Genomic DNA, 22,077 nt, shown 5'->3' on the forward strand with positions numbered 1-22,077 from the left:
ATCAGCCGATCTGGCTCTGCCAGATCGCACGGCCGACCAAGAACGGCCCGAGCCGATCCAGGTAGAGCGCGGTCTGCTGCGTCTTGCGCATCGCCTGGACGACGGCCGAGAGCGGGTGCAGGTCCTTCCCGACCAACCCCACCACGAAGTCGTTGTCGTTCGTGTCGAGGCCGTGACACGCCAGCCGGACGTCGTGCGCGAGGTCCGCGGCGCCGAACGACATGCCGATGGCGCCGTGTTCCGCGAGGATCACTCGCTGCTCCTCGGGCGGCAGTTGCGCGAACCGGCCATTGCGGCGCAGCGGGTACCAGACGGCCCAGCGCCAGGCGGGATTCAGCACGGTGCGCGTCGGCCGGTGAAAGAGGACGTCCGCGAGATCGGGCTCGTAGCCGAGCGCGTACGTGCGCCCGATCATCGTGAACTCGGGCTTCCGCACGAGCGGCGCAAACGGCCCGGCGTTGAGCGCCGGCCGCAGCGTGTCCACGAAGAACGAAGGGTCCTTGCTGAGCGACAGGACGGCCACTCCCCGCGGGTCGTTGAGATCCTCGTAGAGGACACCCGTGACACCCGATGCGGCCAGGTGGGCAACGAGAGGCGCCGTATCGAAGCAGCCGCCGAACGCCAGCAACTGCACGAACAGCCGCTCGTCGGACCGCTGGGGCTGGCCACCCTTCAGACCGCCCGTCTCGCTGATATCCGGCGGTTCCGGTCCGCGCCGCGTGGCCCCGGCTGCGCCGGGCGAGACCGGCACCGGACGCTGTCCGTGTGGCTCGCTCATCGCATGTCCCCGGTCGGCACCTCGGCGGCCGGCTCGAGGAGATCGACCAGGCCACCCCAGGTGTCGGAATCCTGCACGATCAACGTCTGGAAGTACAGCTCGACGTCTTCCTTCGGATAGGCCTTCCGAAGCGTCTCCGCAGCCGCGGCGAGCGCCTTCGGCTCGGGTGCCTTCAACTCCTCGACGGTCAGCACGCCGTTGTCGTGCGCAATCCCGACGGCGTCGAGGAAGGCCCCGAGCATCGGACGCTGGTGGGCGAGGTGATAGGCCACGAGCACGCGGCCCGCGATGGTGTCGGATACACCGGGCAGCGCCGCCAGGTAGTGCACCCTCTTTTCGAGCGGTAGCGATCGCACGGTCTTGACGCGAAAGCGGTAGTGCGCGGCGATGGCGAGCAGAGCTTCGGCCTGCTGCTCCATCGACTCCTCTTCGTCCTGCCAGAACGCGGTTGCCGCCTCGATGCGGCGTTCTTGAGGGATGCGCTTCCACAGTCTTCCCGGACCGGCGGGGATGTCCTTGCGACCGGCGACGGGCGGGTGGTACGGATATGCCATCGGTGACTCCTGATGAGACGCGGGAACTTCTGATCGTAGCACAGGCGGCCGCCAGGGGCGCACCACGCTGGCGCAGCTCGTTCATGTCGCGGGCGGAACTCCCCACGTGCGGGCGCGGTGAATCCTGCGATAACATGCGGCAGCATGAGGCCACATCGCTCGCTGCCCGCCGCCCTGTCGCTGCTGCTCCTCCTGCCGCTTGCCGCACCGGCCGAGGAAATCCCGTACACGACCGGCTCCTGGGATGCCGACACGCTGGGCAACCACCGAGTGGTGCTCGAGGTCCGCGCCCAGGCGGGGGCCGTCTGGGCACACGTGCCGTGGAGACGGCGTGACACGAATCCCGAGGCCAAGCACCTCCTCGTCGTGGATGGGCAGACCGGCGCCCGCGTCCTGAACGTCGTCCGTATCGCCGTCGGACGCGAGGCGGGGGACATCGCGTTCCAACCGACATCCGGCGCGGGCCGGTATTTCCTCTACCACCTCCCGAACATCGGCTCAGGCCGATCGAACTACCCGAAGGTCGTCTACCCGGCCCCGGAGGACACCGCGCAGGGCGCGTGGCTGGCGGCAAACCACCTGGCGCCGCAGGATCTCCCAGGCAACGGCTGGAAGTCACTGCCGCAGGTGGCCGTCGTCGAGTTCCAGGCGATCGATGAACTGAACTCCTTCTACCCGATGGAGGTCATCGCCACCGCCGCCGAGACGAGCGCGCTCGTCGGGCAGCATGCGAGCAGCGGATATCTCGTGTTCCCGGAAGACCGGCGCTTCCCGATCCGGATGACGGCCGATCTACCGCACCGGTGGATTGCCGCGGGCGCGAACCGGCCGTTCCGCGGCGAGGCCGCTCGCGGCGAGTTCTACGCGTTCCAGGTCGGACTCTTCGCTGCACGCTCGGCAATCGACGGCCTCGACGTCCGCTTGGGCGACCTGAAGTCGGCAGGACACCTCATCCCCGCGTCCGCGATCCGCTGCTTCAATCTTGGCGGGCGTGACTGGACGAGCAGGACCTTCACCAAGCGCGTGACAGTGGAACAAGGCAGGGTGCAGGCGCTGTGGTTCGGGGTCCAAGTGCCCGAAGACGCAGCGCCGGGCGAATACCAGGGCACCGTGACCATCGCACCGGCCAACGCGCCGCCGACCGGCGTCTCGGTGACACTCGTCGTCACGTCGGCCACCATTCCGGCATCCGGCGACGACGAACCGTGGCGGCACTCGCGGCTTCGCTGGCTCGATTCGACGCTGGCGTTCGATGACGAGATCGTCTCGCCCTACACGCCGGTCGAGGTCAAGGACCGCACCATCAGCATCCTCGGCCGCAGCGTCTCGATCGGCGCCACCGGCTTTCCCGAACAGATCCGAAGCCGCTTCTCGCCCGAGATGACCGGACTCTCCGACCGGCCGCGCGACCTCTTCACCCGACCAGTCAGTCTCGTCGTCGAAAGTCCGGATGCCTCGGTCGGTCGATGGAGCGGCCAGGGTCCACGGTTCACCATGCAGGCCGCGGGCGCGGCCGCGTGGGAGGCGACGAGCACGTCCGGCCCGCTGACCATGAAGACGCGGGCCCGGATGGAGTTCGACGGCACAATCGAGTTCGAGGTCGAGCTGCGCGCAGCGGCTGACGCGGTGCTGAACGACGTGAGGCTCGAGATCCCATTTGCCCGCGACGTCGCCCGATACATGATGGGAATGGGCGTGAAGGGCGGCACCAGGCCGCCAGCGTATCAGTGGGAGTGGAACGTCGAGCACAACCAGGATTCGGCGTGGATCGGCGACGTCAACGCCGGCCTGCAGTTCACCCTCAAGGACGACAAGTACTCGCGGCCGCTCAACACCAACTTCTATCACTCGAAGCCGCTCGTCATGCCGGCGTCGTGGTCGAACGGCGGCCGCGGCGGCTGCCGCTTCTCCGAGTCCGGCCCCACGTTCCTCGTCGGCTGCTACAGCGGGCCGCGCGTGATGCATCAGGGCGAAGCGCAGCGATACGACTTCCGGCTGCTGCTGACGCCTTTCCACCCGATTGACACCAAGGCGCAGTTCACGACCCGGTTCTTCCACGCCTACAAGCCGGTGGCGGAAGCGGCCGCGACCGGCGCGAACACGCTGAACATCCACCACGCGAACGACATCAACCCGTACATCAACTACCCGTTCCTGCGGCCGGCGCAGATGAAGGCGTACATCGACGAGGCACACGCCAGGAACCTGAAGGTGAAGATCTACTACACCGTCCGCGAACTGACGAACCGTGCGCCTGAGCTCTTCGCGCTGCGCAGCCTCGGAGACGAGGTCCTGTCGAACGGGCCAGGCGGCGGCTTTTCGTGGCTGCAGGAGCACCTCGGGTCGGACTACATCGCCGCCTGGTTCGTCCCCGAACTGAAGGATGCCGCCGTCATCAACACCGGTGTCTCCAGGTGGCACAACTACTATGTCGAAGGCCTCAACTGGCTGGCGCGCAATATCGACATCGACGGTCTCTATATCGACGACGTGGCGTTCGACCGGACGACGATGAAGCGCGTGCGGAAGGTGCTCGACCGGGGGCGTCCCGGCGCGTTGATCGACCTCCACTCCGCAAATCAGTTCAACGTGCGCGACGGATTCGCGAGCAGCGCGAACCTCTACCTCGAGCACTTCCCGTTCCTGAACCGCCTGTGGTTCGGGGAGTACTTCGACTACAACTCGTCGCCCGACTACTGGCTCGTGGAAATCTCGGGCATTCCGTTCGGCCTGATGGGCGAGATGCTCCAGGACAACGGCAATCCCTGGCGCGGCATGGTCTTCGGCATGACGGGGCGGCTCCCGTGGGCCGGAGACCCGCGTCCCTTGTGGAAGGTCTGGGACGGTTTTGGCATCGCGGACAGCCGGATGGTGGGTTTCTGGGTGGACAATCGACCGGTGAAGACGGATCGCGCCGACGTGCTCTCGACGAGCTACGTGAAGGACGGAAAGACGATGGTGGCACTGGCGAGCTGGGCCAGGGAGCGGGCGGCAGTCGAGCTGACGATCGACTGGAAGGCGCTCGGCCTCGACCCGACGAGAGCGCGACTGACCGCACCGGCGATCGAAGGGTTCCAGGAGGCGCGGGCGTTCAAGCCCGGCGACCCGATCCCCGTGGAACCCGGAAAGGGCTGGCTGGTGATCATCCAGTAGGCCCCGACGGCCAATTCAACGTGCCGCACTCGGGCCGGGCGGCGTCAGCGGCCGGCCTGGCCGGCCGCGGCGTCCACCAGTTTCTTGATCGGCGGCGCAATCATCAGATGCACCTCGGCGGTCGGCTTGAGACTCCGCTCCAGCGCCTCGCGGTCATCTGCGCCGTAGGCGAGCGGCGCCTTCTTGTCGAGGGCGTCGAGCGCCCGCAGGCCGAGGGCGCACACGGCCTCGATGTTCTTCACGACGGGCCCGGCGTCCTGCAGCAGCGCGCTATCGAGAACGGCCTGGGCGCCCTGTGCCTGCTGTCGCCACACCTGCAGCCACGTCGCAATCACCTCACGATTCGACTGCCTCGCCGGATCTGCCAGTAGCCCGGTCACCAGTTGGGCGAAGTCCCGCGCCTTGTCACTCTCGGGTCTGGCCGCGTCCACCAGGCGGTTCAGCGGCGAGAGGCTCGTATAGGCGACCGCGCGACCGCGATTGTAGTCGCGGACGGGCTCCAGGATGTCCACCACGCCCTCGAGCGCCCCGGTGGGCCGATGATCGGCCAGCCGGTCGAGCATGGGGCCGTAGTTGGCGCGATGTCTGACCCCGGTCGGCTCCAGCCAGCGGCTGATGACCGCCAGCCGCCGGTACATGTCCGGCACGTCCGTCACGGTGGCGGGCGACCAGAGGCGCTCCGCGATGGCGGCCATGCGCGGCCAGATGCGTGAATCGACGGTCTCTGGCGTCACCCACTCGGCCCAGATGCACGCTTCGCCGCCCAGGATTCGAGCCTTCGCCTCGGACGGCAAATCCGCCGCCCTCTTGCCCATCGGGTCCACGAGATAGTGCCGCGAGGCCGGCCAGATCAGGTCGAGGTAGTAGCCATTCGACAGGATGCCGCTGTACCCGCCGAGCGCTGCCTGCGCGAGCGAGTCAGGCCCGCGCCATGAGTGGATCACCGCACTGTTCGGCAGGTTCCCGTGAAGAATCTCGTCCCAGCCGATCACCCGCTTGCCGTGCTTCTTGAGGATCGCCACGACGCGGGTGTTGAAGTGCGCCTGCAGATCTTCGGGCGTCTTCAAGCCGTGCCGCTGCATGAACGCCTGGATCTTCGGGTTGGCCTTCCACTGCACCCCGTTCACTTCGTCGCCGCCGATGTGGAAGTACTCGTCGGGGAACAGCGCCGCCATCTCGCCGAAGAACTTGTCCAGGAACCTGTAGACCTGCTCGTTGGTCGGATCCATCACGGGGTCGAACACGCCCCATTTCCGCTGGATTTCGAAGGGACCAGGCCCCGCCGCCAGTTCCGGATACCCGACGAGCCACGACGAGGAATGCCCGGGCACGTCGAACTCGGGGATGACACGGATTCCGCGTGCCGCCGCGTAGCGGACAATGTCCCGGATCTCTGCCTGAGTGAAGAACAAGCCGTCCGAGCCCATCCCCTGAAGACGCGGAAAGAGCCGGCTCTCGACGCGGAACCCCTGATCCTCCGACAGGTGCCAATGGAAGACGTTCAGTTTCATCGCCGCCATGGCGTCGAGGTTGCGCTTGACGACTTCGGCAGGAATCCAGTGGCGGCAGACGTCGATCATCAGGCCGCGCCAGGGGAATCGCGGGCGGTCCTCGATCGTCGCCGCACGCACGACGAACCCCGAAGGCGACTGCTCGACGAGTTGGAGAAACGTCTCGAGACCGCGCAGGATGCCGTACGGCGTCGGGGCATTCAGCGTGGCGCCATCAGGCGCGACCCTCAGCGCGTAGCTCTCGTCCTCCACCGCTCCCTGGATGCGGTTCACCCCGTGATCGCAGGCGACAACCAGCCGTGGCGTGGCACCGGTCCTGACCAGGAGGACGCCCGTCATGGTCGTGATGCGCTGCAGCGTGCGTTCGACGGCCGCGTCGATCCGCGGGTCCCTGTGCCCCTTGAGCGCCACACCGAATCGCGCGTCGAGCGCCAGGCCGCCGGGCTGCAGCGACACGCTCGACGGCACGGGCATCAGGTTGTGGGGCGAAACGGCTTGTGCGGTCAGCGACGTGGCGACGAGGAGGACCGAGATGACGAGGATGAGTGCACGCACCGATCGCCAGGCCATGTGTCGCCTCCGGGGGGACGGGGAGTTGATGAGTCAGGAGCCAGGAGTCAGGAGCCCAGAGTCTAGAGCCACCCCGAAATCTTGTCACGGATCGTTTCCGCCAGTTCGCGGGCCGCGGTTTCACTCGTCGACTCGGCCACCACCCGCATCACGGGCTCGGTATTCGAGCCGCGCAGCAGGAACCAGGCGTCAGGAAGCATCACCTTGACACCGTCGCGCAGATCCATCGGGCGGTCGCCGAACTCGCGACGCGCCTTCCGGAGGATCTCACCGAGGCGTTGCGACGGGAACGGAAACTGGATCTTGGCGATCTCGAACGCCGGGAGGCTGGCCACGAGGTCCGATACGGTCCGCCCGGAGTCGGTGAGCCTGTGCAGGATCAGGCCCATGCCGACCAGGCTGTCGCGCGCGAAGTTGATCCGCGGATAGATGACGCCGCCGTTACCTTCGCCGCCAACGACGGCGCGATGCCGTTGCATGCCTTCGGTGACATTGGCTTCGCCGACCGGCGTGCGAAACACGGAACAGCCGAAGCGCTGCGCCACCGGCTCGAGCGCATGCGTGGTCGCAAGATTCGCGACGACCGGACCAGGCGTTCGCCCCAACACATGCTCGACGGCCAGCACCAGCGTTCGTTCCTCGCCGATCGGCTCACCGCGTTCGGAGACGATCGCGAGGCGGTCGGCGTCCATATCCTGGGCGAAGCCGATGTCCGCCCGATGCTCCCGGACCGCCGCGCAAAGCGCCTCCAGGTTCTCGGGGGTCGGTTCGGCAGGCCTCGGGAACCGTCCATCCGGCGTCACGTTGATGCCGATGACATCGACGCCCAGCGCCTCCAGCAGGCGAGGCCCGACGAGCGACCCGGCGCCATTGCACGAGTCCAGCACCACCCGCAGGCGACGGCCCGTCTGCGGCAGCGGCCCAACCGCGTCCATCACGGCCTCGATGTGCACGTCCAGGGCCCCGGGCATGGGCTCCACCGCACGCAGTCTCATCGCGCGAGCCTTCGTGTACTCACCCTGATGGTAGATGCCCAGCAACTCGCGGCCGCGGGCCCCGCTGAGGAACAGCGCATCCGGCCCGATGAACTTCAGCGCGTTCCACTCGGGCGGGTTGTGGCTGGCCGTGATCGCGATGCCGCCCTGCGCGCGGAGCCGGCGCACCAGCAACTGCACGGTCGGCGTCGGACAGACGCCGGCATCCACGATCCGGCACCCGGAGGACAACAGTCCGGACACGACGGCCTGCCGAACCATTTCTCCCGACGTCCGCGTGTCGCGGCCAACAACCACGCGGCCGGATCCCATGTAGGTGCCGAACGCCTGGGCAAACCGCGTGAGCAGGTCCGGCGTCAGTGAGTCGCCGATCACGCCCCGCACGCCAGAAATGCTGATCTTCAGCGTTGGAATCGCTCGCATAGCGGGTTTCTCGCGTGCTACCGCCTCAGGCGGTCCCTCGCCCAGTCCATCAGGTCGCCGGCCCGGCCGGCCGCGTCGGCCTCCACGATCACGCGGATCATCGACTCGGTGTTCGATGCGCGCACGTGCACCCACCCGTCCGGGAAACAGACCTTCACGCCATCCGACAGATCGATCTCGGTGCCGGGTTCGTCCTGGACACTGTCGCGGAACTCCTGCAGGGCCGTGTAGATCACGCTCGGCTCGATCGCGACGTGCTCCTTGATCATCGCCAACTGCGGGAGGTCGGCCATCAGCGCCGACAGTGGCGAGGACGACTCGGCGAGATACGACAGGATGAGGCCTGTCGCCGCCGCACTGTCGTGCGACGCCTGCACGCGGGGCACTGCCACGGCGCCGTTTCCTTCGCCGCCGATCACCGCACCGTGTTCGACGATCGCCTCGGAGATGTGCGCCTGCCCGACCGGAGTGCGGATGACCTGCGCCCGGTAGCGCGCGGCAATCCGGTCGACCGCCATGGTGGTCGAGACGTTCGTCACGACCGGCCCGACGCGCTGTCGTAGGGCGATGTCGGTCGCCAGCACCAGCGTCAGTTCCTCGGACAGTGCGCGCCCGGTCTCGTCCACCAGGCCGAGCCGTTCTCCGTCGGCGTCGTACACGAGCCCCAGGTCGGCGTGCCCCGCCTTCACCAGCGCACGCACCTGCCCCATCGTATCCGGCCGCGGTTCCGGCGTGTGCGGGAACGGACTGGCGGGATCATCGTTGATCGCCAGCACCTCGCAACCCATGTCGGCCAGCCACCTCGGCGCGAGCAGCGAGCACGAGCCGTTGCAGCAATCGACGGCCACCCTGAGCCGTCGCGCTCGGAGTGTTGCCAGGTTGAAGCTCGCCGTTAACACGTCCAGATGATGCTGGACCGCTTCGCCGGACTCGACACGCGTCCGGATCTGGTCCCACGTGGCCTTCTCGAAGCGGCCCTGATGGTAGATGTCGAGCAACTCCTCCGCCTGGCCGGGCATGAGGTAGAGCCCGTCGCGGCGGACGAACTTGAGCGCGTTCCATTGGGCGGGGTTGTGGCCGGCGGTGATCGAGATCCCGCCCTGCGCCTCGAGCCACGTGATCGCCAACTGGAGGCTTGGCGTCGGACACACACCGAGATCGATTACGTCGCAGCCGGTGGCCAGCAGGCCGGCCATCACGGCCGACGCCACCATCGGGCCGGACGGCCGGGTATCGCGGCAGACGAGGATGCGGCCCGGGCCGAGGTAGGTACCGAAGGCCTGCGCGAATCCGACGACGAGATCGGGGGTGAGCGTCTCGCCGACGACGCCGCGCACGCCGCTGACGCCTATCTTGAGTGGCTTCATCACCCTGCTGCTATCCGCCGTAGTCGGCGAGCACCTTGCGCAGACGGGCCACCGACGCGGGGAGGTCGGGCTTCGACGACAACTGGTCGATGACTTCCCGGCTCCCGAGCCGCTCGCCGTAGAACCGTTCGTTGGCGTCGCGGTCGGCCCCGAGGTTCGAACCATTGATCGCCACGCCCGCGAACAGGCCGCGGCTGCGCGAATAGCTGAGAATCTTCGCGCGCATCTGGATGTCGGTTGCCGCCTCCAGTGACCGCCCTACCGGGCCGGCCGCCACCGACGCCTCGCCACCAATCTTGAACTCGTTGCTCAGCAGTCGCTGCAGTCCGACACGGTCGATGACGATGAGCACGAGGTCGATCGACTGCGCACCGACCTGCGCGCCGAAGCTCCCTCCTGCAATCGTGATGAAGGCCGGCGCCGACCAAGTGTTGGTCTTGCGGTCGCGGGCCGAGATGACCCCGCGGCCCCACTGCCCGCCGACGGCGAAGCTCGCCCTGAGCACGCCGGGGAAAATGACGACCGCTTCCGCCTTCTGGAGCACGCCTTGCGGAATGCCGCCATCGGGAGCCTGCATGATCTCGGTGAACACCGTCGCCGCGTCTTCCACCCGCGCCTGCTCAGACCGTTGCGCCGAGACGAGCGGACTGATGGCCAGGAGCAGCAACGCAGCAACGATTCCGACTAGCACCACATGCGACTGGGTACGCACGGTGCCCTCCTTTCGGGTGATCGGTGAACCGGGTTAACGACCCGCGACCATTCTACTGCAACCGGGTCGACCGGGATGGCGAAGCGAACAGGGAGACATTCGCCTGCCCACGGGCCCATCTCAATGCGACAACGGCATGGCTGCGGGACCAGGGCGAGTCGTCAGGAACGCAGCCCGTGCGGATGACTCGGGGAACGCGGCACGGTGGCCGCTCTCCCATCGACGGGCGAAGTCGGCAACCAGGCCCTCGGCGACGAGCGCCCAGACGCTCCCGCCAAACCCGGCGCCGAATGCCGAGGCCGCCACGGCGCCCAACTCGCGCGCCGACCGCGCCAGCGCGATGGTCTCCGGTACCTGGTTGCGCAGCGCACGCTCGGCCAGATCCTGGGACCGATCGACGAGCGCACCGAAACGGTCGAGGTCGCCGGCGTCGAGCGCTTCGGTGGCGGCAGGGATGATCTGTTCGCTCTCCGCGACGAACTGATCGAGGCGATCGACCAGCGCGTCGGTCGAGAAGCCGTCCACGGAGGTCCGTCGAAGCACGTCACGCACCGCCTCGGCCCCGGCCACCCTGACCGCGTCCGCCAGCGATGCATCCTGGCGGCCGGATGCCGAGCGCCACACATCGAGAACGGCGCGGACAGCGAGTGACGCACGGTTGTACGCGTCGCGCGCGCCCCCGGTCTTCTCCGCCATCACGCCACTCATCGCCACGACGAATCGATGCCTCGCAGGCCACTCAATCTGGCGTTCGTGCCGAACGGGACAGAATGCGTAGACGCTCAGTTGGTCGGCACGGCAGCAGAGCATCGCGGTGTGATCCTCACTCCCACCGAACGTGCCCACACCGCGATCTCCGGTCAACGCCCCGAAGCTCTGACCGTTTTCCACAGTAGCCAGATAGCCAGACAGGGCCTCGGCGCCGTGCACCTCGCGGACAAAGGAGTCCGCCGACCAGAGGTCGTTGATCTCGGCGATCGCCAGGAACATCGCCACCATGAAGGCACTCGAACTGCTCATGCCGGACGCGAGCGGGAGGTTGCTGAGAAACGCGATGTCCGCGCCCTGGCGGGCGTCCGGAAAATTTCGGGACAGCCGGCGCAGCACCGTCCACGGGTAGCGCGCCCACGACTCGGCGGGCTGGCCCAGCTGTTCATCCAGGCTCAGACGCGCCTCCCGTCCGCGCGCCACGTCGAACACTCGCACGCCACTGTCGCGGCGCGGCGCCGCCGCGACGACGAAGCCCTGCTCCACCGCGCAGACCAGGCTGCGTCCTCCCGCGTAGTCCGTGTGCTTCCCGAGCACCTCGATCCGCCCGGGCACCCAGAAGGCCGCCGCCGGCTTGCCCGCGCCAGCGTCCACGAGTGCTGCCCGCACCAGCCGCGCCTGGCCGTCGACCACCCGGCCGTGTGCCGCCTGCAGACGGCCAGGGGCCAGACGGAATGCCCTCGTCACAACCGCACCTCCACCCGCTCGAGCCGGCTGGCCACCGACAAAATGTCGCCGCGCGTCGACAGGTCGAGCACGCCTGCCCTGACAGGCACGACACGAAACGCCGCCCCCAGACGCGTCATCGCGTATTTCACGGCGTCGGCCAGCTCGAACTCGCCCCGCGGTGATCGCTCGATGCGTCGCGCCGCCTCGAAGATGACCGGGCCGAAGCGCCAGCAGTTCATGCTGATGAGCGCGTCCGGGCCGACGCGCGACCAGGTGTCGGCGTCCGGCTTCTCGATGATGCCGCAGAGCATCCCGCCCGCGTCCACGTCGAGGACCGCATACTTCGCCACCCGTGCGTCATCGACATTGCCATCGCGCACGAGCGCCGCGCGGTTGAAGCCGGCAAGCCCGGTGTGTCCCAGTCGGCGCACGGCGTCGAAGACGGACACCGGATAGTAGTTGTCCGAGTTGATGACGAGGAACTGATCGCGCGCAGCAAACGATTCGGCCGCCGCCACGGCATTCGCCGTCCCAAGCGGCAGTTCCTGGATGGCGAAGTGCACGCGGATGCGCGTCGGCGTGACCTGGCGGGTGTAGTAGTCCCGAACGGTGTCGTGCTCGGGACCGATCACGAGGCATGCATCCGTGAATCCCGCGTCCGCCAACGCGCTCAACACATAGTCGAGAAACGGCCGACCGACCGGAATCATCGCTTTCATGCCGGCGTCCGCGGCCACGGCCTGGTTCTCGTCGATCACGGCGTCCTGCGCCGCGCGGCGCATGCGGGTGCCCAGCCCGCGCGCGAGGACGACCGCCTTGTCGATCACGTCCGCCGTTTCGTAGCCCATCACTCCGCACCCGTCACGGCCTCGACCTGCGCAGCCCCGTCGTCGGGTTCCGGGCCGCCGAATCCTGCGCCGGGGGCCGACACGAGCTGTCGCACGACCTCGACCAGGTCGCGCATCGCAAACGGCTTCTGCAGCAGGACCGGGTCGGCGTCCGCGACCTTCAAGTCGCCCAGCGTATCCGGCGCGTAGCCCGAGATGAAGAGCACGCGCATCTCCGGACGCTCGGGCAGGAGCCGGATGGCCAGTTCACGGCCATTGAGGCCCGGCATGACGACGTCGGTCAGGAGCACATCAATCCGCCCATCGTGCCGGGCAGCCATGTCCAACGCCGCGCGCCCGTCGGCTGCCTCGAGGACGACGAAACCGTCCCGTTCCAGGCACGACTTGATGAGTCGCCGCAGTCCGCGCTCGTCTTCCGCAAGGAGCACGGTCGCGCTCCGCTCCACCGCTGCCGCCGGACGCAGGGGCTCGACGGCAGTCGGCGCGTCCCGGCGTGGGAACAACAGGTGAACGGTCGTGCCTCTCCCCTTCTCACTCTCCACGTGCACATGACCCTCAGACCGCATGGCAATCCCGTACACCAGCGAGAGTCCGAGACCGCGATGCTGGTCGCGCGAGCGGGTCGTGAAGAACGGCTCGAACAGATGCGCCTGCACCTCGTCGTCCATCCCAGTGCCAGTATCGGCCACTCGGATCTCGACGTACGACCCAGGAGGCGCGGTCCCGATCCGCTCGGATCCACCGGCACCGATCTCCACCGCGCGAGTCATGATCGTGAGGACGCCACCCTCGGGCATCGCCTCCTTCGCGTTGGCCGCGAGATTGATGAGGGCGCGCTCCAACTGGTTCGGGTCGGCCATCAGCCACGCGTCTGGCGCGCCGGGCACCACCTTCACCGTGACGTGGCTTCCGGCCAGGCGCCGCAGCAGCGGTTCGCTGCCGGCGATCGCGCGGTCGAGATCGAGCAAGCGACCCCGGTTCGCCTGCCGTTGACTGAATATGGTGAGCTGACGCGTCACGGCCGCCGCACGCTCGCCGGCCTGCCGGATCTGCTCCACGGCGTCCGAGACACCCTCGTCCAGCGTTCGCTGCCCCATCAGCAACTCCGCGTAGCCGAGGATCACCGACAGCAGATTGTTGAAGTCGTGCGCCACTCCGCCGGCCAGCCGGCCGAGCGCTTCCATCTTGCGTGACTGCTGGAGCTGGTCCCGGGCGACGTTCAGGTCCGTTCGCACTTCGCGGTACCGGCGGTCCAGGAGCAGGTGGTGCCCAATCGCGAGCGCACCCAGCACCAGCATCGATCCGAGCACAACCGCTTCGCGGTAGCGATCCGCCGCCGGGTCCAGCAGACCAGCCAGACGGCCCGCCAGGTGCAGCACCGGCAGTGCAAACGCGTACGGCAGCAGTGATGCGAGAATATTTCGACCCCGAAGGCGGTCGGAATCGTCGCCGGACAGGTGGAGATTGTGACGAGAGCCGACCTCGTCGGGCGGGCCGCCGGGCAGCCGTGCGACAATCACATACAGCACGAACTGCGCCGCCCAGACGATGTCCGAGATGTCTCCGGACTGCGGCTTGACGCCGCGGAAGTACGAGAACCACTCGATCCCGTCGGACACGAGCGTGATGGCGAACGACGCGACGACCGTCGCGTAGATCACGCGCCAGGGTCCGCGCCCGGCCGTGCGAACGAGCCAGCCAAATCTCGCCAGCAGCACGACGTCGAGCGTCACGAACAGGGCCAGCGACGGCACCGACGTCGCGTAGACGCTCGGAATCACACGGGCCGGAATCAGGATGAAATACGCGAGGAGACCAAACGCAAACACCGCCGCGCCCGCCCACTCGACCGCCACCCGCCACGACACGGGCTCGGTTTCTGCCGCCGCATGAGCCCTCAGGTCGCTTGCGAGAATGAAGGCGAGATAGAAGAGCAGGAATGCGCAGTCGGTGACCAGAACGAGGCCCCCGCTCCAACTGGATTCGGGGACCGACACGTTGAGCAGCACGACCGCGCCCCAGGACGAGAGGCCGGCGGCGATGAGCGTGCGAAAGCGGCGCCCAGCTACCGTGGACTCTCGCCCGACCGCCCGCCAGGCGGCGTAGAGCGCGAGGCCCATTGTGGGAACGTCGGACCAGGTCGCGAGAAACGCCTTCAGCGGGTCCGACGACGACGCGATCAGGTACACACCCGCAATGCACAGGAAGCACGCGACGGAGAGAATGCAGATGGGATCTCGGCGAAGGGACGCTGGCATCGGCCCCGCAGCATAGCACAGCCGGCCAGTGTCGGTGTTGAAGTCGATTCGCATCGGTTTTGCGCTATAATCGCGCCGGCCACGCGGCCATGACACATCTTCGGCGTTGAAGGAGGCACAGATGGCGAAGAAGGCGACAGGGAAGTCATCCGGGACCCCGAAACGGCGAGCCCCCAAGAAGAAGGCGGCCCCCAAGAAGGCGGCTCCCAAGAAGGTCACGAAGAAGCCGGCCGTCAAGAGGGTGGCCAAGAAGGCATCTCCCAAGAAGGCGGCCAAGAAGGCCGTGAAGAAGGCGGTCGCGAAGAAGCCGGCCGTGAAGAAGCCGGCGCCGAAGAAGCCGGTCGCGAAGAAGCCGGCGCCGAAGAAGAAGGTCCAGCGCAAGGCCGCTCCGAGTCCCGTTCCCCCGGCTCCGGTCGTCGAGGTGGCAGCACCCGCGCCGGCCCCGGCACCCGAACCGGCAGCCGTCGTCGCGGAACCCGCGGCACCTCCGGCGGTCGTCAGCTAGTCCCTCCGGTCCGGAGCCCGGAGCCCCCGCATCGATTGCCGCTGCATCCCGGCGACCGACCTCCGGGATGCGGCGCGTCCTCGTTCCTGTACACTTCACGGTGGCATGCCCACCTCACTGGCTTCGCTCGTCCGCCTGGCGCTCTCCGGCGGCCCCGGTTCGGTCCGCGCCGCCGCGCGCCTGATGTCGGTTGTGGCCGATCAGCCGCAGCGCCTGCCGGAGGTGTACCAGGCCACGGCCGGCCTCGACGGCGGCGAGGCCGCCAGCGTCGGACTCCTCCCCCGCCTGCTCGTCGGCATCACCGGAGCCCCAGGGGCCGGCAAGAGCACCCTGACCGATGCCCTGATCCGTGAGTACCGTTCCCGCCTGCCCGACCGGCGCATTGGCGTGGTCGCCGTGGACCCGTCGTCACCGTTCACCGGGGGAGCCGTGCTGGGTGACCGCGTTCGCATGATGCGCCATGCCATCGACCCGATGGTATTCGTCCGCTCGATGGCCTCCCGAGGCCACCTGGGCGGTCTGGCGCTCGGCGTCAAGGGCGTCGTCAGAATCATGGCGCTCCTCGGATGCGACGTCGTGATCATCGAGACGGTCGGCGTGGGCCAGAGCGAGGTCGAGGTCGCGGGCGTGGCCGATGTCGTCATGATCGTGCTCGCCCCGGGCCAGGGCGACAGCATCCAACTCCTCAAGGCCGGGCTGATGGAAATCGGCGACGTGTTCGTGGTGAACAAGGCGGACCGACCGGACGCGCACCGCCTGCACACGGAACTCCTGGCCACGCTGCGCATCGTGCAGGACACCGCTTCTCCACGGCTCACCCGGCGCCCCGGCCTGGGGACCGATCCGCCGACGTTCCTGGTCAGCGCGGAGGTCGGTCGAGGCGTCGAGGAACTGGTCGATGGGCTGGAGCGCCTCGCCGCCGAACACTCCCCGGCCTGGCAGCAACACCGCCTGGACACGGTTGCGCAGGACGTTCGGGATGCTGTCCTCGAAGAGGCGACGCGTCGCATCCAAGGGACGCTCGGCCGCCTCGACGACGAGGGCCACGCCGTGGCGTCGATTCTGGCGGGAGACCTCACCGTCGGCCAGTTGACCGATCGGCTCCTGGCGGAGACGGTGAGGCGGAGACAGGTGGAAACCGACGCCGCGCGCGAACCGCCGCGCGACTAGAAGTGGGCGGTCCGGGTCGGAACTACTTTCTTTCGAGCTCCTTGGCCATGCCGCGCTCAATTGCGTCGATGAGGTAAGGTCGAAGATCTGCGGCCCGGATAATCCGGTCGAGCGAGCCGACCTGCAGCGCGCGGTGTACGGAGTGGACGGCGTCGAACTCGTCGGCCACCTGTCCCAGCTTTTCCGACCGCACCGAGCGGGTCACTTCGGACAGCTTCGATCGGATGGCAGCCTTGGCCGAATCCGACGCCTGCTCCAGTTCGCGCTGCAGCCCCTGCACGCGGGGGTCCTTCCGCGTCCGCGCATCGACCTCACGCGCGAACACGACGGCCGCAGCCGGCGCGCCCCCGATGACAGACGCGTACGTGCCCTCCAGCGCCACCACTTCCATGTTCTCGTTCAGGGTCTTCGAGAAGACGACGAACGCCCCGCCGTGATAGCGCGAGATGACGCAGAAGATGATCGGCCCCTTGAAGTTGACCACCGCGCGGCCGATCTCGGCACCCCATTCGAGCTGGCGTCGCCGCATCGACTCGGGCGACCCGTCGAAGCCGGAGAGATTCGCGAGGATGACCAGCGGTCGGACTCCGCTCGCGGTGTTGACGAACCGCGCGACCTTCTTCGAGGCCATCGGGAACAGCGTACCGGACGTGAATTGCTCCGGACCATCCGGCGGAACGATGCCGACGCGCGGCACCGCGCGCGACTCGAACCCGAGCAGGGCGACCGGGTACCCCCCGATGTGCGCGTCCCATGTCACGGCGTTCTCGGCGTCGCGCATGTGTGGCCAGCGCTCGAGCGGTTCGTGGTCCTGATCGCTCGCCGCCCGCATCACCTTGCGGATGTCGAACGGCTTCTTGCGGCCCCGGTTCTTCTCGTCCGAGAAGATGTCGCCCACCGTCTCGAACCCGGTGCCCTGCACGTCACCGTGCGGATAGCTTCGGACATCGCGGGCAATTGGATCGCGCGTCACGGCCCGGCGCGGAAAGCGCTCGCCCGGTGCGACGTAGGTGTGGTCGTAGTGTCGCAGCAGGATCTGGCACGCCTCGCCGAGATCGCGGGCCCAGTACTGCGCCTGTCCGTTCGGGCCCATGATGTGCTCGTAGCCGCCGATGCCCTGGTTGTCCTCGGCCGACACCGACCCCGAATAGTCGAGCGCGGTCTTGCCCGTCAGCACCATCGCCCCCTCGGGCGTCATGATGAGGATCCCGCGCGTGTGCAGCAGCATCGTCGCCTCGGCGTTCCAGTAGGGCTGGCCGCCGACGTTGATGCCAATCACGATGATGTTGATCTCGTGGCCGGCCTGCGTGAACTCGATCAGGCGCCGCAGGACCATGGCGATCCAATCCATGTTCTCGGTGCCGCTCTCCATCGAGATCTTCGCGCCGGCCGACAGGGCGAACCATTCGAGCGGCACGCGCATCCGCTCCGCCATGTCGAGGGCCGCCAGGATGCGCGCGCACTCGGGTTCGGCCAGCGACCCGACTTCCTTGCTCGGGTCGCCCAGGATGATGACGCGGGTCATCCCATCCGGGTACTTTTCGGTCACGTTCTCGATCAGTCCGACGACGACGTTCGCGGTGTTCTTGCCGTACGGCCGGTCGACCGGGACGAGCTGGCCGGTGGCGTCGAGGTCGTGTTCGACGAACTCACCCGGTGGCAGGTCCGCCTGCATCGCCTCGCGCGACGGCGTCAGCATGCGGATCAACTCGTACGGATACGTCAGGCCGCGCTGACGCATCCTCACGACCTTCTGGGCGTACTCGGTGAGCGGTCGAATCGGTTCTGCCGACGGCTCGTTGAACTGCAGCGCCATGGCCTGGCCCGCCGAGACCGACACCCGCAGCACGGTGTCGTGCGGCGTCCCGCCCTCGTCCGGAATCTGGGCGCGTACCACGACCTTCTGCAACCCCAACCCCTCGGCCTCGGATCCCATCCGACGCACGACCGCCTCGAGTTCCTCCTTCTTCAGCTGCAATGTCGGACGAACGTACAGCAGCACGCGGTTCCACTGCAGGCGGTCACCCGGCGCGCGCCGCAACTGCACGCGACGAAGCGCGTTCAACGCCTCCATCATCATCCGCTCGAGGTGCGGCACCTGCACCAGCCCGCCGTTGCCATCCCGGATGGCCGTGACATCACGCACTTCGGCAAGGGCGAAGAGTCGCTCGTCCTTCGGATTGTCGCGTGCGACGCCGTGGAAGAGGTACACGTCCTCGACCGACGGCAGCCGATCGACGAAGAAGTTGCGGAGTCTCCAGAGCTCGAGGCGCTTGGCCATCATCGGGTGCATGCCGCGGTAGAGCTTCTGCTCGCGGAAGCCCGCGGGGCCCGGGCGGAACGTGAAGTACTGCGTCTGGCCCGTGGCCGCCTGGACGCCGGGGCCGGACACCATGACGACCACGCGACGTACCGGGCGGTCGAACCGGGCCTGGTCGAGCAGCCCACGCAGTTCTTCGGACGCCGCGTCCGGATTGTCGAGAGCACCGCGGGTCCAGACATGCAGATCCACCACCACGTCGTGATCGCGCGGGAACGACAGCGCGACGCGCTGCACGGTCTCGAGCGCCCTCCGGGCGTCCGGGTCCACCGCGTGGGTCGCGATGACGTGGACCTGCTTGTGCTCGTGCGCATACTCCGCGACCGCCACGCTCCGCTCGCCCGTCTCGAGCGCCGTGAAGCTGGTGAATTCGCGGATGCGGTAGAAGCGCCGCGTCAGCACCTCGAGCATGACCTCGCGCACGACCGGCGGGGCTGCCTCGAACCGCACGGCAAACAACTCCTTCAGCGGCTGCGGACACTCGACGAGCGCCGCAATCCGCGCGCGCCGATCGGCTCCGAACGGATCCCGCGCCATCGTCGCCAGGTGCGCTTCCATCGTCGCGTAGATCGAACGGCGCGACTCCTCGAAGCCGGGGCGGTCGAACGCCCGGTAGCGGACATCGCGCGCGATATCGCTGACGCTCGGGTACCGCTGACGCGACACGGCAATCAGTCGATCGAGCAATCCGAGGAACCCCGGCACATCTGACGCGTCACTGCGCGCGAGGCGCTGCTCCAGCAGCGCGACGACGGCGTCGACCTGCAGGTCGACACGCCGGTGCGACTTGAACATCCACAGCAGACTCTCGCGAAGCGCAGGTGTGGGATCGAGCGAATCGATCCCGTAGTGCGCCAGCGCTCGCTGGAGCTTCTCGAGGAAGGACTTCGGCAGGTCCCCCCCGCGCGTCTCGAGCGTCCGCAAGTAGGTGAACAGATACTCCTCGGCGCTCAGCGAGCCGCCGGACTCGTTACGTTCGGGAGCGGTGTGCCGCGCGAACACGGCCGAGATGTCCACGAAGATCCGCAGCAGATCGTCCTCGGCCCGCCGGCGCCCCGGCTCGATGTCGTCGAGTGCCTGACACGCGCGGACGTACTCGCTGACCAGTCGCTTGGATTCGGCCGGATCCACGTCGAAGCCCAGCATCAGGCGGCGCAGGTTCTGCAGCGCGATTGGGGCCCGGTGAGCGGGTCCGCGCTTCAACTCGCCGAGGCCCGCCTTCACTCCCCGCAGGATGGCGCGGGTCCGGGACACGCGGCGCTCCTGCCGGTCGCGCGACAGCGCCACGCCTTCAAACGTCACCCGTGCACCGGCCCCATCCCCCGTCTTGGCGGCAGTCGCCGCATCCACGTGGACGAGCGGCCCGCCTGCGCCCACCTGCGCGTTGGCCATTACGAGCACCTGTCGGACCACGCCCGAAAACGGTGCGGTGACCGCCAACTCCATCTTCATCGACTCGAGCACGGCGAGCCGATCGCCGGCCGACACGTGGTCCCCCGGCTGCACGCTGACGGACACGACCATCGCCGGCCCCGGCGCCCGCACGATCCCGGCGTCAGCACGTGAGATCCGGTGCGGCACACCATCCACCTCGACCAGGTGCGTGTAACCCTGCGCCACCGACAGCACGCGGTAGCGATGTTCGCCGTGCGTGATCCAGCGCTCACACGGACCGAGGCGTTCGACGTTCAGGTCGATGCGGGTGCCCGCCACGTCGATCCGATACTCCTGCACGCCCTGCCGGTACACCTTGAACTGGTAGCGGTGCCCGAGATACCCGACCTCCACCTGGCGGCCAACGTCCGGCCGGCAGCTCGGACGCATCTTCGCGGCACCGGAGAAGAACTCCTCCAACTCGCCACTCGCCTCGGTGTCGTAGACCTCGATGGCAGCCTGCAGCAGCGCGATCCCGGCGTTCTCCCCCGGTTCGAAGTCGGGGCGCGCGCTCGCACGATCGAGCCATCCCACGTCCACCCGTCCCGCCCGCACTTCCTCCCTGTCCAGCAGTTGCAGCATGAACGTGCGGTTCGTCGTCCCGCCCTTGATGGCAATGGCGCTCTCGGCCAGTGCGCGCTTCAACCGGCCCAGCGCTTCCTCGCGTGTATGGCCGACGGCCGAGAGCTTGGCGAACATCGAACCGAACTCGGCCGGAATGACATCGCCTTCGGCGACGCCCGAATCGACGCGGAGACCAGGGCCGGTCGGCAGGCGGAACAGCTCGATTTCGCCCGGCGCCGCCGCAAAGCCGGAGTCCACGTTCTCGGCGTTCAGACGCACCTCGATCGCGTGCCCTGTCGTCACCGGGGCCTGGCCTTCGAGATGGCCGCCGCGCGCCACGTGCAGCGACAGCTTCACCAGATCCACGCCGGTCGTGTGCTCGGTCACCGGATGCTCGACCTGGAGCCGCGGGTTGACCTCCATCATGAAGAACTGTCGGGTGGACGGATCGAAGAGGAATTCGACAGTCGCGGCGTCCTGGTAGTCGGCGGCACGGCAGAAGCGGATGGCCGCTTCCTTGATCGCCTCGTCCTCGCCGGGCAGCAGCGCCGGCGAGGGGGCCTCGGCCATCAGTTTCTGGAATCGCCGCTGGATGGTGCAGTCCCGCACGCCCACCGCCCAGATGGCACCGTATTGGTCGGCCTGGATCTGGACTTCGACGTGCCGGACGCCCTCCAGCCACCGCTCGACGAATACCGTCGAGTCGCCAAAGGTGCGACCGGCCTCCCGCCGCGCGCTGTCGAATGCCGCCGCCAGTCCCGCCTCGCTCCAGGCGCGCCTGATTCCCCGGCCGCCGGCACCCGCCGACGCCTTCACCACCACCGGGTACCCGAGCCGTTGCGCGTGCACCCAGGCCACATCGAGCGTGGACGCGGCTTCCCCACCCCACGGCGTCACACGAAGACCCGCCTGCTCGGCCAGCCGTTTCCCGGAGATCTTGTCGCCCACCCGCCTGATGGCCAGGGCCGTCGGGCCGATGAACGTGATGCCGAGCCGATCGCAGAGCTCCACGAAATCGGCGCGCTCGGCCACGAATCCCCAGCCGGCCCATACCGCGTCGGCCTGCACCGACACGAGGGCCTGCTCGAGCCGGGCGTAGTCGAGGTAGGTCGGCTTGCGCTGGCCGTCGGCCTCGTCCACGAACGTGGCGGGCCCCAGGTCGAACGACTCGTCCGCCTCGCGGACGAAACGCGCGCGTCGGTCGGGTTCGGTGAACAGGGCGATGGTGCTGATGCCCGTGCCCCGTTCCAGGTTGAACTCGCGGATCGCGTGGATGACGCGCATCGCCGGTTCGCCTCGATTGACAATGGCGACGCGCTGGAAGTCTGCGGACATGAGGACCTCTGTAGGTATCAAGGTGATGACGGGTGCGGTCCCGCCCATCGTCTCGGCGCCACGCCGACGGCCCGACAAAGCCGTCAATTGTACCTCATTGAACGGTGAGACCGACGCGGACGGCGAACACATGGCGAAGGCGT

General features: G+C 68.0%; 13 protein-coding genes. 3 read left to right on the plus strand and 10 right to left on the minus strand.

Features of this window, described 5'->3' with window-relative positions:
• Position 1 precedes the first annotated feature (1 nt).
• Both VGK32_03065 and VGK32_03070 read right to left on the minus strand, forming a co-directional pair.
• Positions 2-778, minus strand: a complete 777-nt coding sequence (locus VGK32_03065) for a chlorite dismutase family protein (protein HEY3380719.1) — start codon at positions 776-778, stop codon at positions 2-4.
• On the minus strand, positions 775-1,332 hold the full coding sequence (locus VGK32_03070) for a hypothetical protein (GenBank protein HEY3380720.1): 558 nt from the start codon (positions 1,330-1,332) through the stop codon (positions 775-777). Before VGK32_03070 ends, VGK32_03065 begins: the two co-directional genes overlap by 4 nt.
• Positions 1,333-1,476: 144 nt before the next feature.
• On the opposite strand from VGK32_03070, the gene VGK32_03075 reads away from it, so the two are divergent.
• Positions 1,477-4,485 (plus strand): glycoside hydrolase domain-containing protein, encoded by a 3,009-nt coding sequence (locus VGK32_03075; protein HEY3380721.1) that lies wholly within the window; start codon positions 1,477-1,479, stop codon positions 4,483-4,485.
• Between the two features lie 44 nt (positions 4,486-4,529).
• On the opposite strand, the gene VGK32_03080 is transcribed toward VGK32_03075, so the two are convergent.
• The 7 genes from VGK32_03080 to VGK32_03110 all read right to left on the minus strand — a co-directional run bounded on the left by VGK32_03080 (position 4,530) and on the right by VGK32_03110 (position 14,660).
• Positions 4,530-6,566 carry a family 20 glycosylhydrolase gene (locus tag VGK32_03080; protein ID HEY3380722.1) on the minus strand — a complete coding sequence of 679 codons (2,037 nt, stop codon included), beginning with the start codon at positions 6,564-6,566 and terminating at the stop codon, positions 4,530-4,532.
• Between the two features lie 62 nt (positions 6,567-6,628).
• Positions 6,629-7,984 carry a phosphoglucosamine mutase gene (glmM, locus tag VGK32_03085; protein ID HEY3380723.1) on the minus strand — a complete coding sequence of 452 codons (1,356 nt, stop codon included), beginning with the start codon at positions 7,982-7,984 and terminating at the stop codon, positions 6,629-6,631.
• Positions 7,985-8,001: 17 nt separating this feature from the next.
• A complete protein-coding gene (gene glmM / locus VGK32_03090) occupies positions 8,002-9,351 on the minus strand; it encodes a phosphoglucosamine mutase (protein HEY3380724.1) in 1,350 nt (449 codons plus the stop codon).
• Between the two features lie 10 nt (positions 9,352-9,361).
• Complete coding sequence (locus tag VGK32_03095) at positions 9,362-10,063, minus strand: lipid-binding SYLF domain-containing protein (GenBank protein ID HEY3380725.1); 702 nt, start codon at positions 10,061-10,063, stop codon at positions 9,362-9,364.
• A gap of 120 nt (positions 10,064-10,183) precedes the next feature.
• Positions 10,184-11,518, minus strand: coding sequence for a galactokinase family protein (locus VGK32_03100; protein HEY3380726.1), 1,335 nt, complete (start codon positions 11,516-11,518; stop codon positions 10,184-10,186).
• Complete coding sequence (locus VGK32_03105) at positions 11,515-12,348, minus strand: sugar phosphate nucleotidyltransferase (protein ID HEY3380727.1); 834 nt, start codon at positions 12,346-12,348, stop codon at positions 11,515-11,517. The genes VGK32_03100 and VGK32_03105 overlap by 4 nt, the downstream gene beginning before the upstream one ends.
• Positions 12,348-14,660, minus strand: a complete 2,313-nt coding sequence (locus tag VGK32_03110; GenBank protein ID HEY3380728.1) for an ATP-binding protein — start codon at positions 14,658-14,660, stop codon at positions 12,348-12,350. The genes VGK32_03105 and VGK32_03110 overlap by 1 nt, the downstream gene beginning before the upstream one ends.
• A gap of 67 nt (positions 14,661-14,727) precedes the next feature.
• On the opposite strand from VGK32_03110, the gene VGK32_03115 reads away from it, so the two are divergent.
• Both VGK32_03115 and meaB read left to right on the plus strand, forming a co-directional pair.
• On the plus strand, positions 14,728-15,111 hold the full coding sequence (locus VGK32_03115; protein ID HEY3380729.1) for a hypothetical protein: 384 nt from the start codon (positions 14,728-14,730) through the stop codon (positions 15,109-15,111).
• A 105-nt stretch (positions 15,112-15,216) separates the two neighbouring features.
• Positions 15,217-16,281, plus strand: coding sequence for a methylmalonyl Co-A mutase-associated GTPase MeaB (meaB, locus tag VGK32_03120; protein ID HEY3380730.1), 1,065 nt, complete (start codon positions 15,217-15,219; stop codon positions 16,279-16,281).
• Between the two features lie 22 nt (positions 16,282-16,303).
• On the opposite strand, the gene VGK32_03125 is transcribed toward meaB, so the two are convergent.
• The gene (locus VGK32_03125; protein ID HEY3380731.1) at positions 16,304-21,934 is read right to left on the minus strand and encodes a carboxyl transferase domain-containing protein; all 5,631 of its coding nucleotides are present in this window, start codon (positions 21,932-21,934) and stop codon (positions 16,304-16,306) included.
• Positions 21,935-22,077: the final 143 nt, after the last annotated feature.

The organism is Vicinamibacterales bacterium (genome assembly GCA_036504215.1).
GTDB lineage: Bacteria > Acidobacteriota > Vicinamibacteria > Vicinamibacterales > Fen-181 > FEN-299.

Bases quoted from the DNA above. Each gene is read 5' to 3' on its own strand.
- VGK32_03065 (HEY3380719.1), bottom strand. From the start codon at position 778: ATGAGCGAGCCACACGGACAGCGTCCGGTGCCGGTCTCGCCCGGCGCA.
- VGK32_03070 (HEY3380720.1), bottom strand. From the start codon at position 1,332: ATGGCATATCCGTACCACCCGCCCGTCGCCGGTCGCAAGGACATCCCC.
- VGK32_03075 (HEY3380721.1), top strand. From the start codon at position 1,477: ATGAGGCCACATCGCTCGCTGCCCGCCGCCCTGTCGCTGCTGCTCCTC.
- VGK32_03080 (HEY3380722.1), bottom strand. From the start codon at position 6,566: ATGGCCTGGCGATCGGTGCGTGCACTCATCCTCGTCATCTCGGTCCTC.
- glmM (HEY3380723.1), bottom strand. From the start codon at position 7,984: ATGCGAGCGATTCCAACGCTGAAGATCAGCATTTCTGGCGTGCGGGGC.
- glmM (HEY3380724.1), bottom strand. From the start codon at position 9,351: ATGAAGCCACTCAAGATAGGCGTCAGCGGCGTGCGCGGCGTCGTCGGC.
- VGK32_03105 (HEY3380727.1), bottom strand. From the start codon at position 12,348: ATGGGCTACGAAACGGCGGACGTGATCGACAAGGCGGTCGTCCTCGCG.
- VGK32_03110 (HEY3380728.1), bottom strand. From the start codon at position 14,660: ATGCGAATCGACTTCAACACCGACACTGGCCGGCTGTGCTATGCTGCG.
- VGK32_03115 (HEY3380729.1), top strand. From the start codon at position 14,728: ATGGCGAAGAAGGCGACAGGGAAGTCATCCGGGACCCCGAAACGGCGA.
- meaB (HEY3380730.1), top strand. From the start codon at position 15,217: ATGCCCACCTCACTGGCTTCGCTCGTCCGCCTGGCGCTCTCCGGCGGC.
- VGK32_03125 (HEY3380731.1), bottom strand. From the start codon at position 21,934: ATGTCCGCAGACTTCCAGCGCGTCGCCATTGTCAATCGAGGCGAACCG.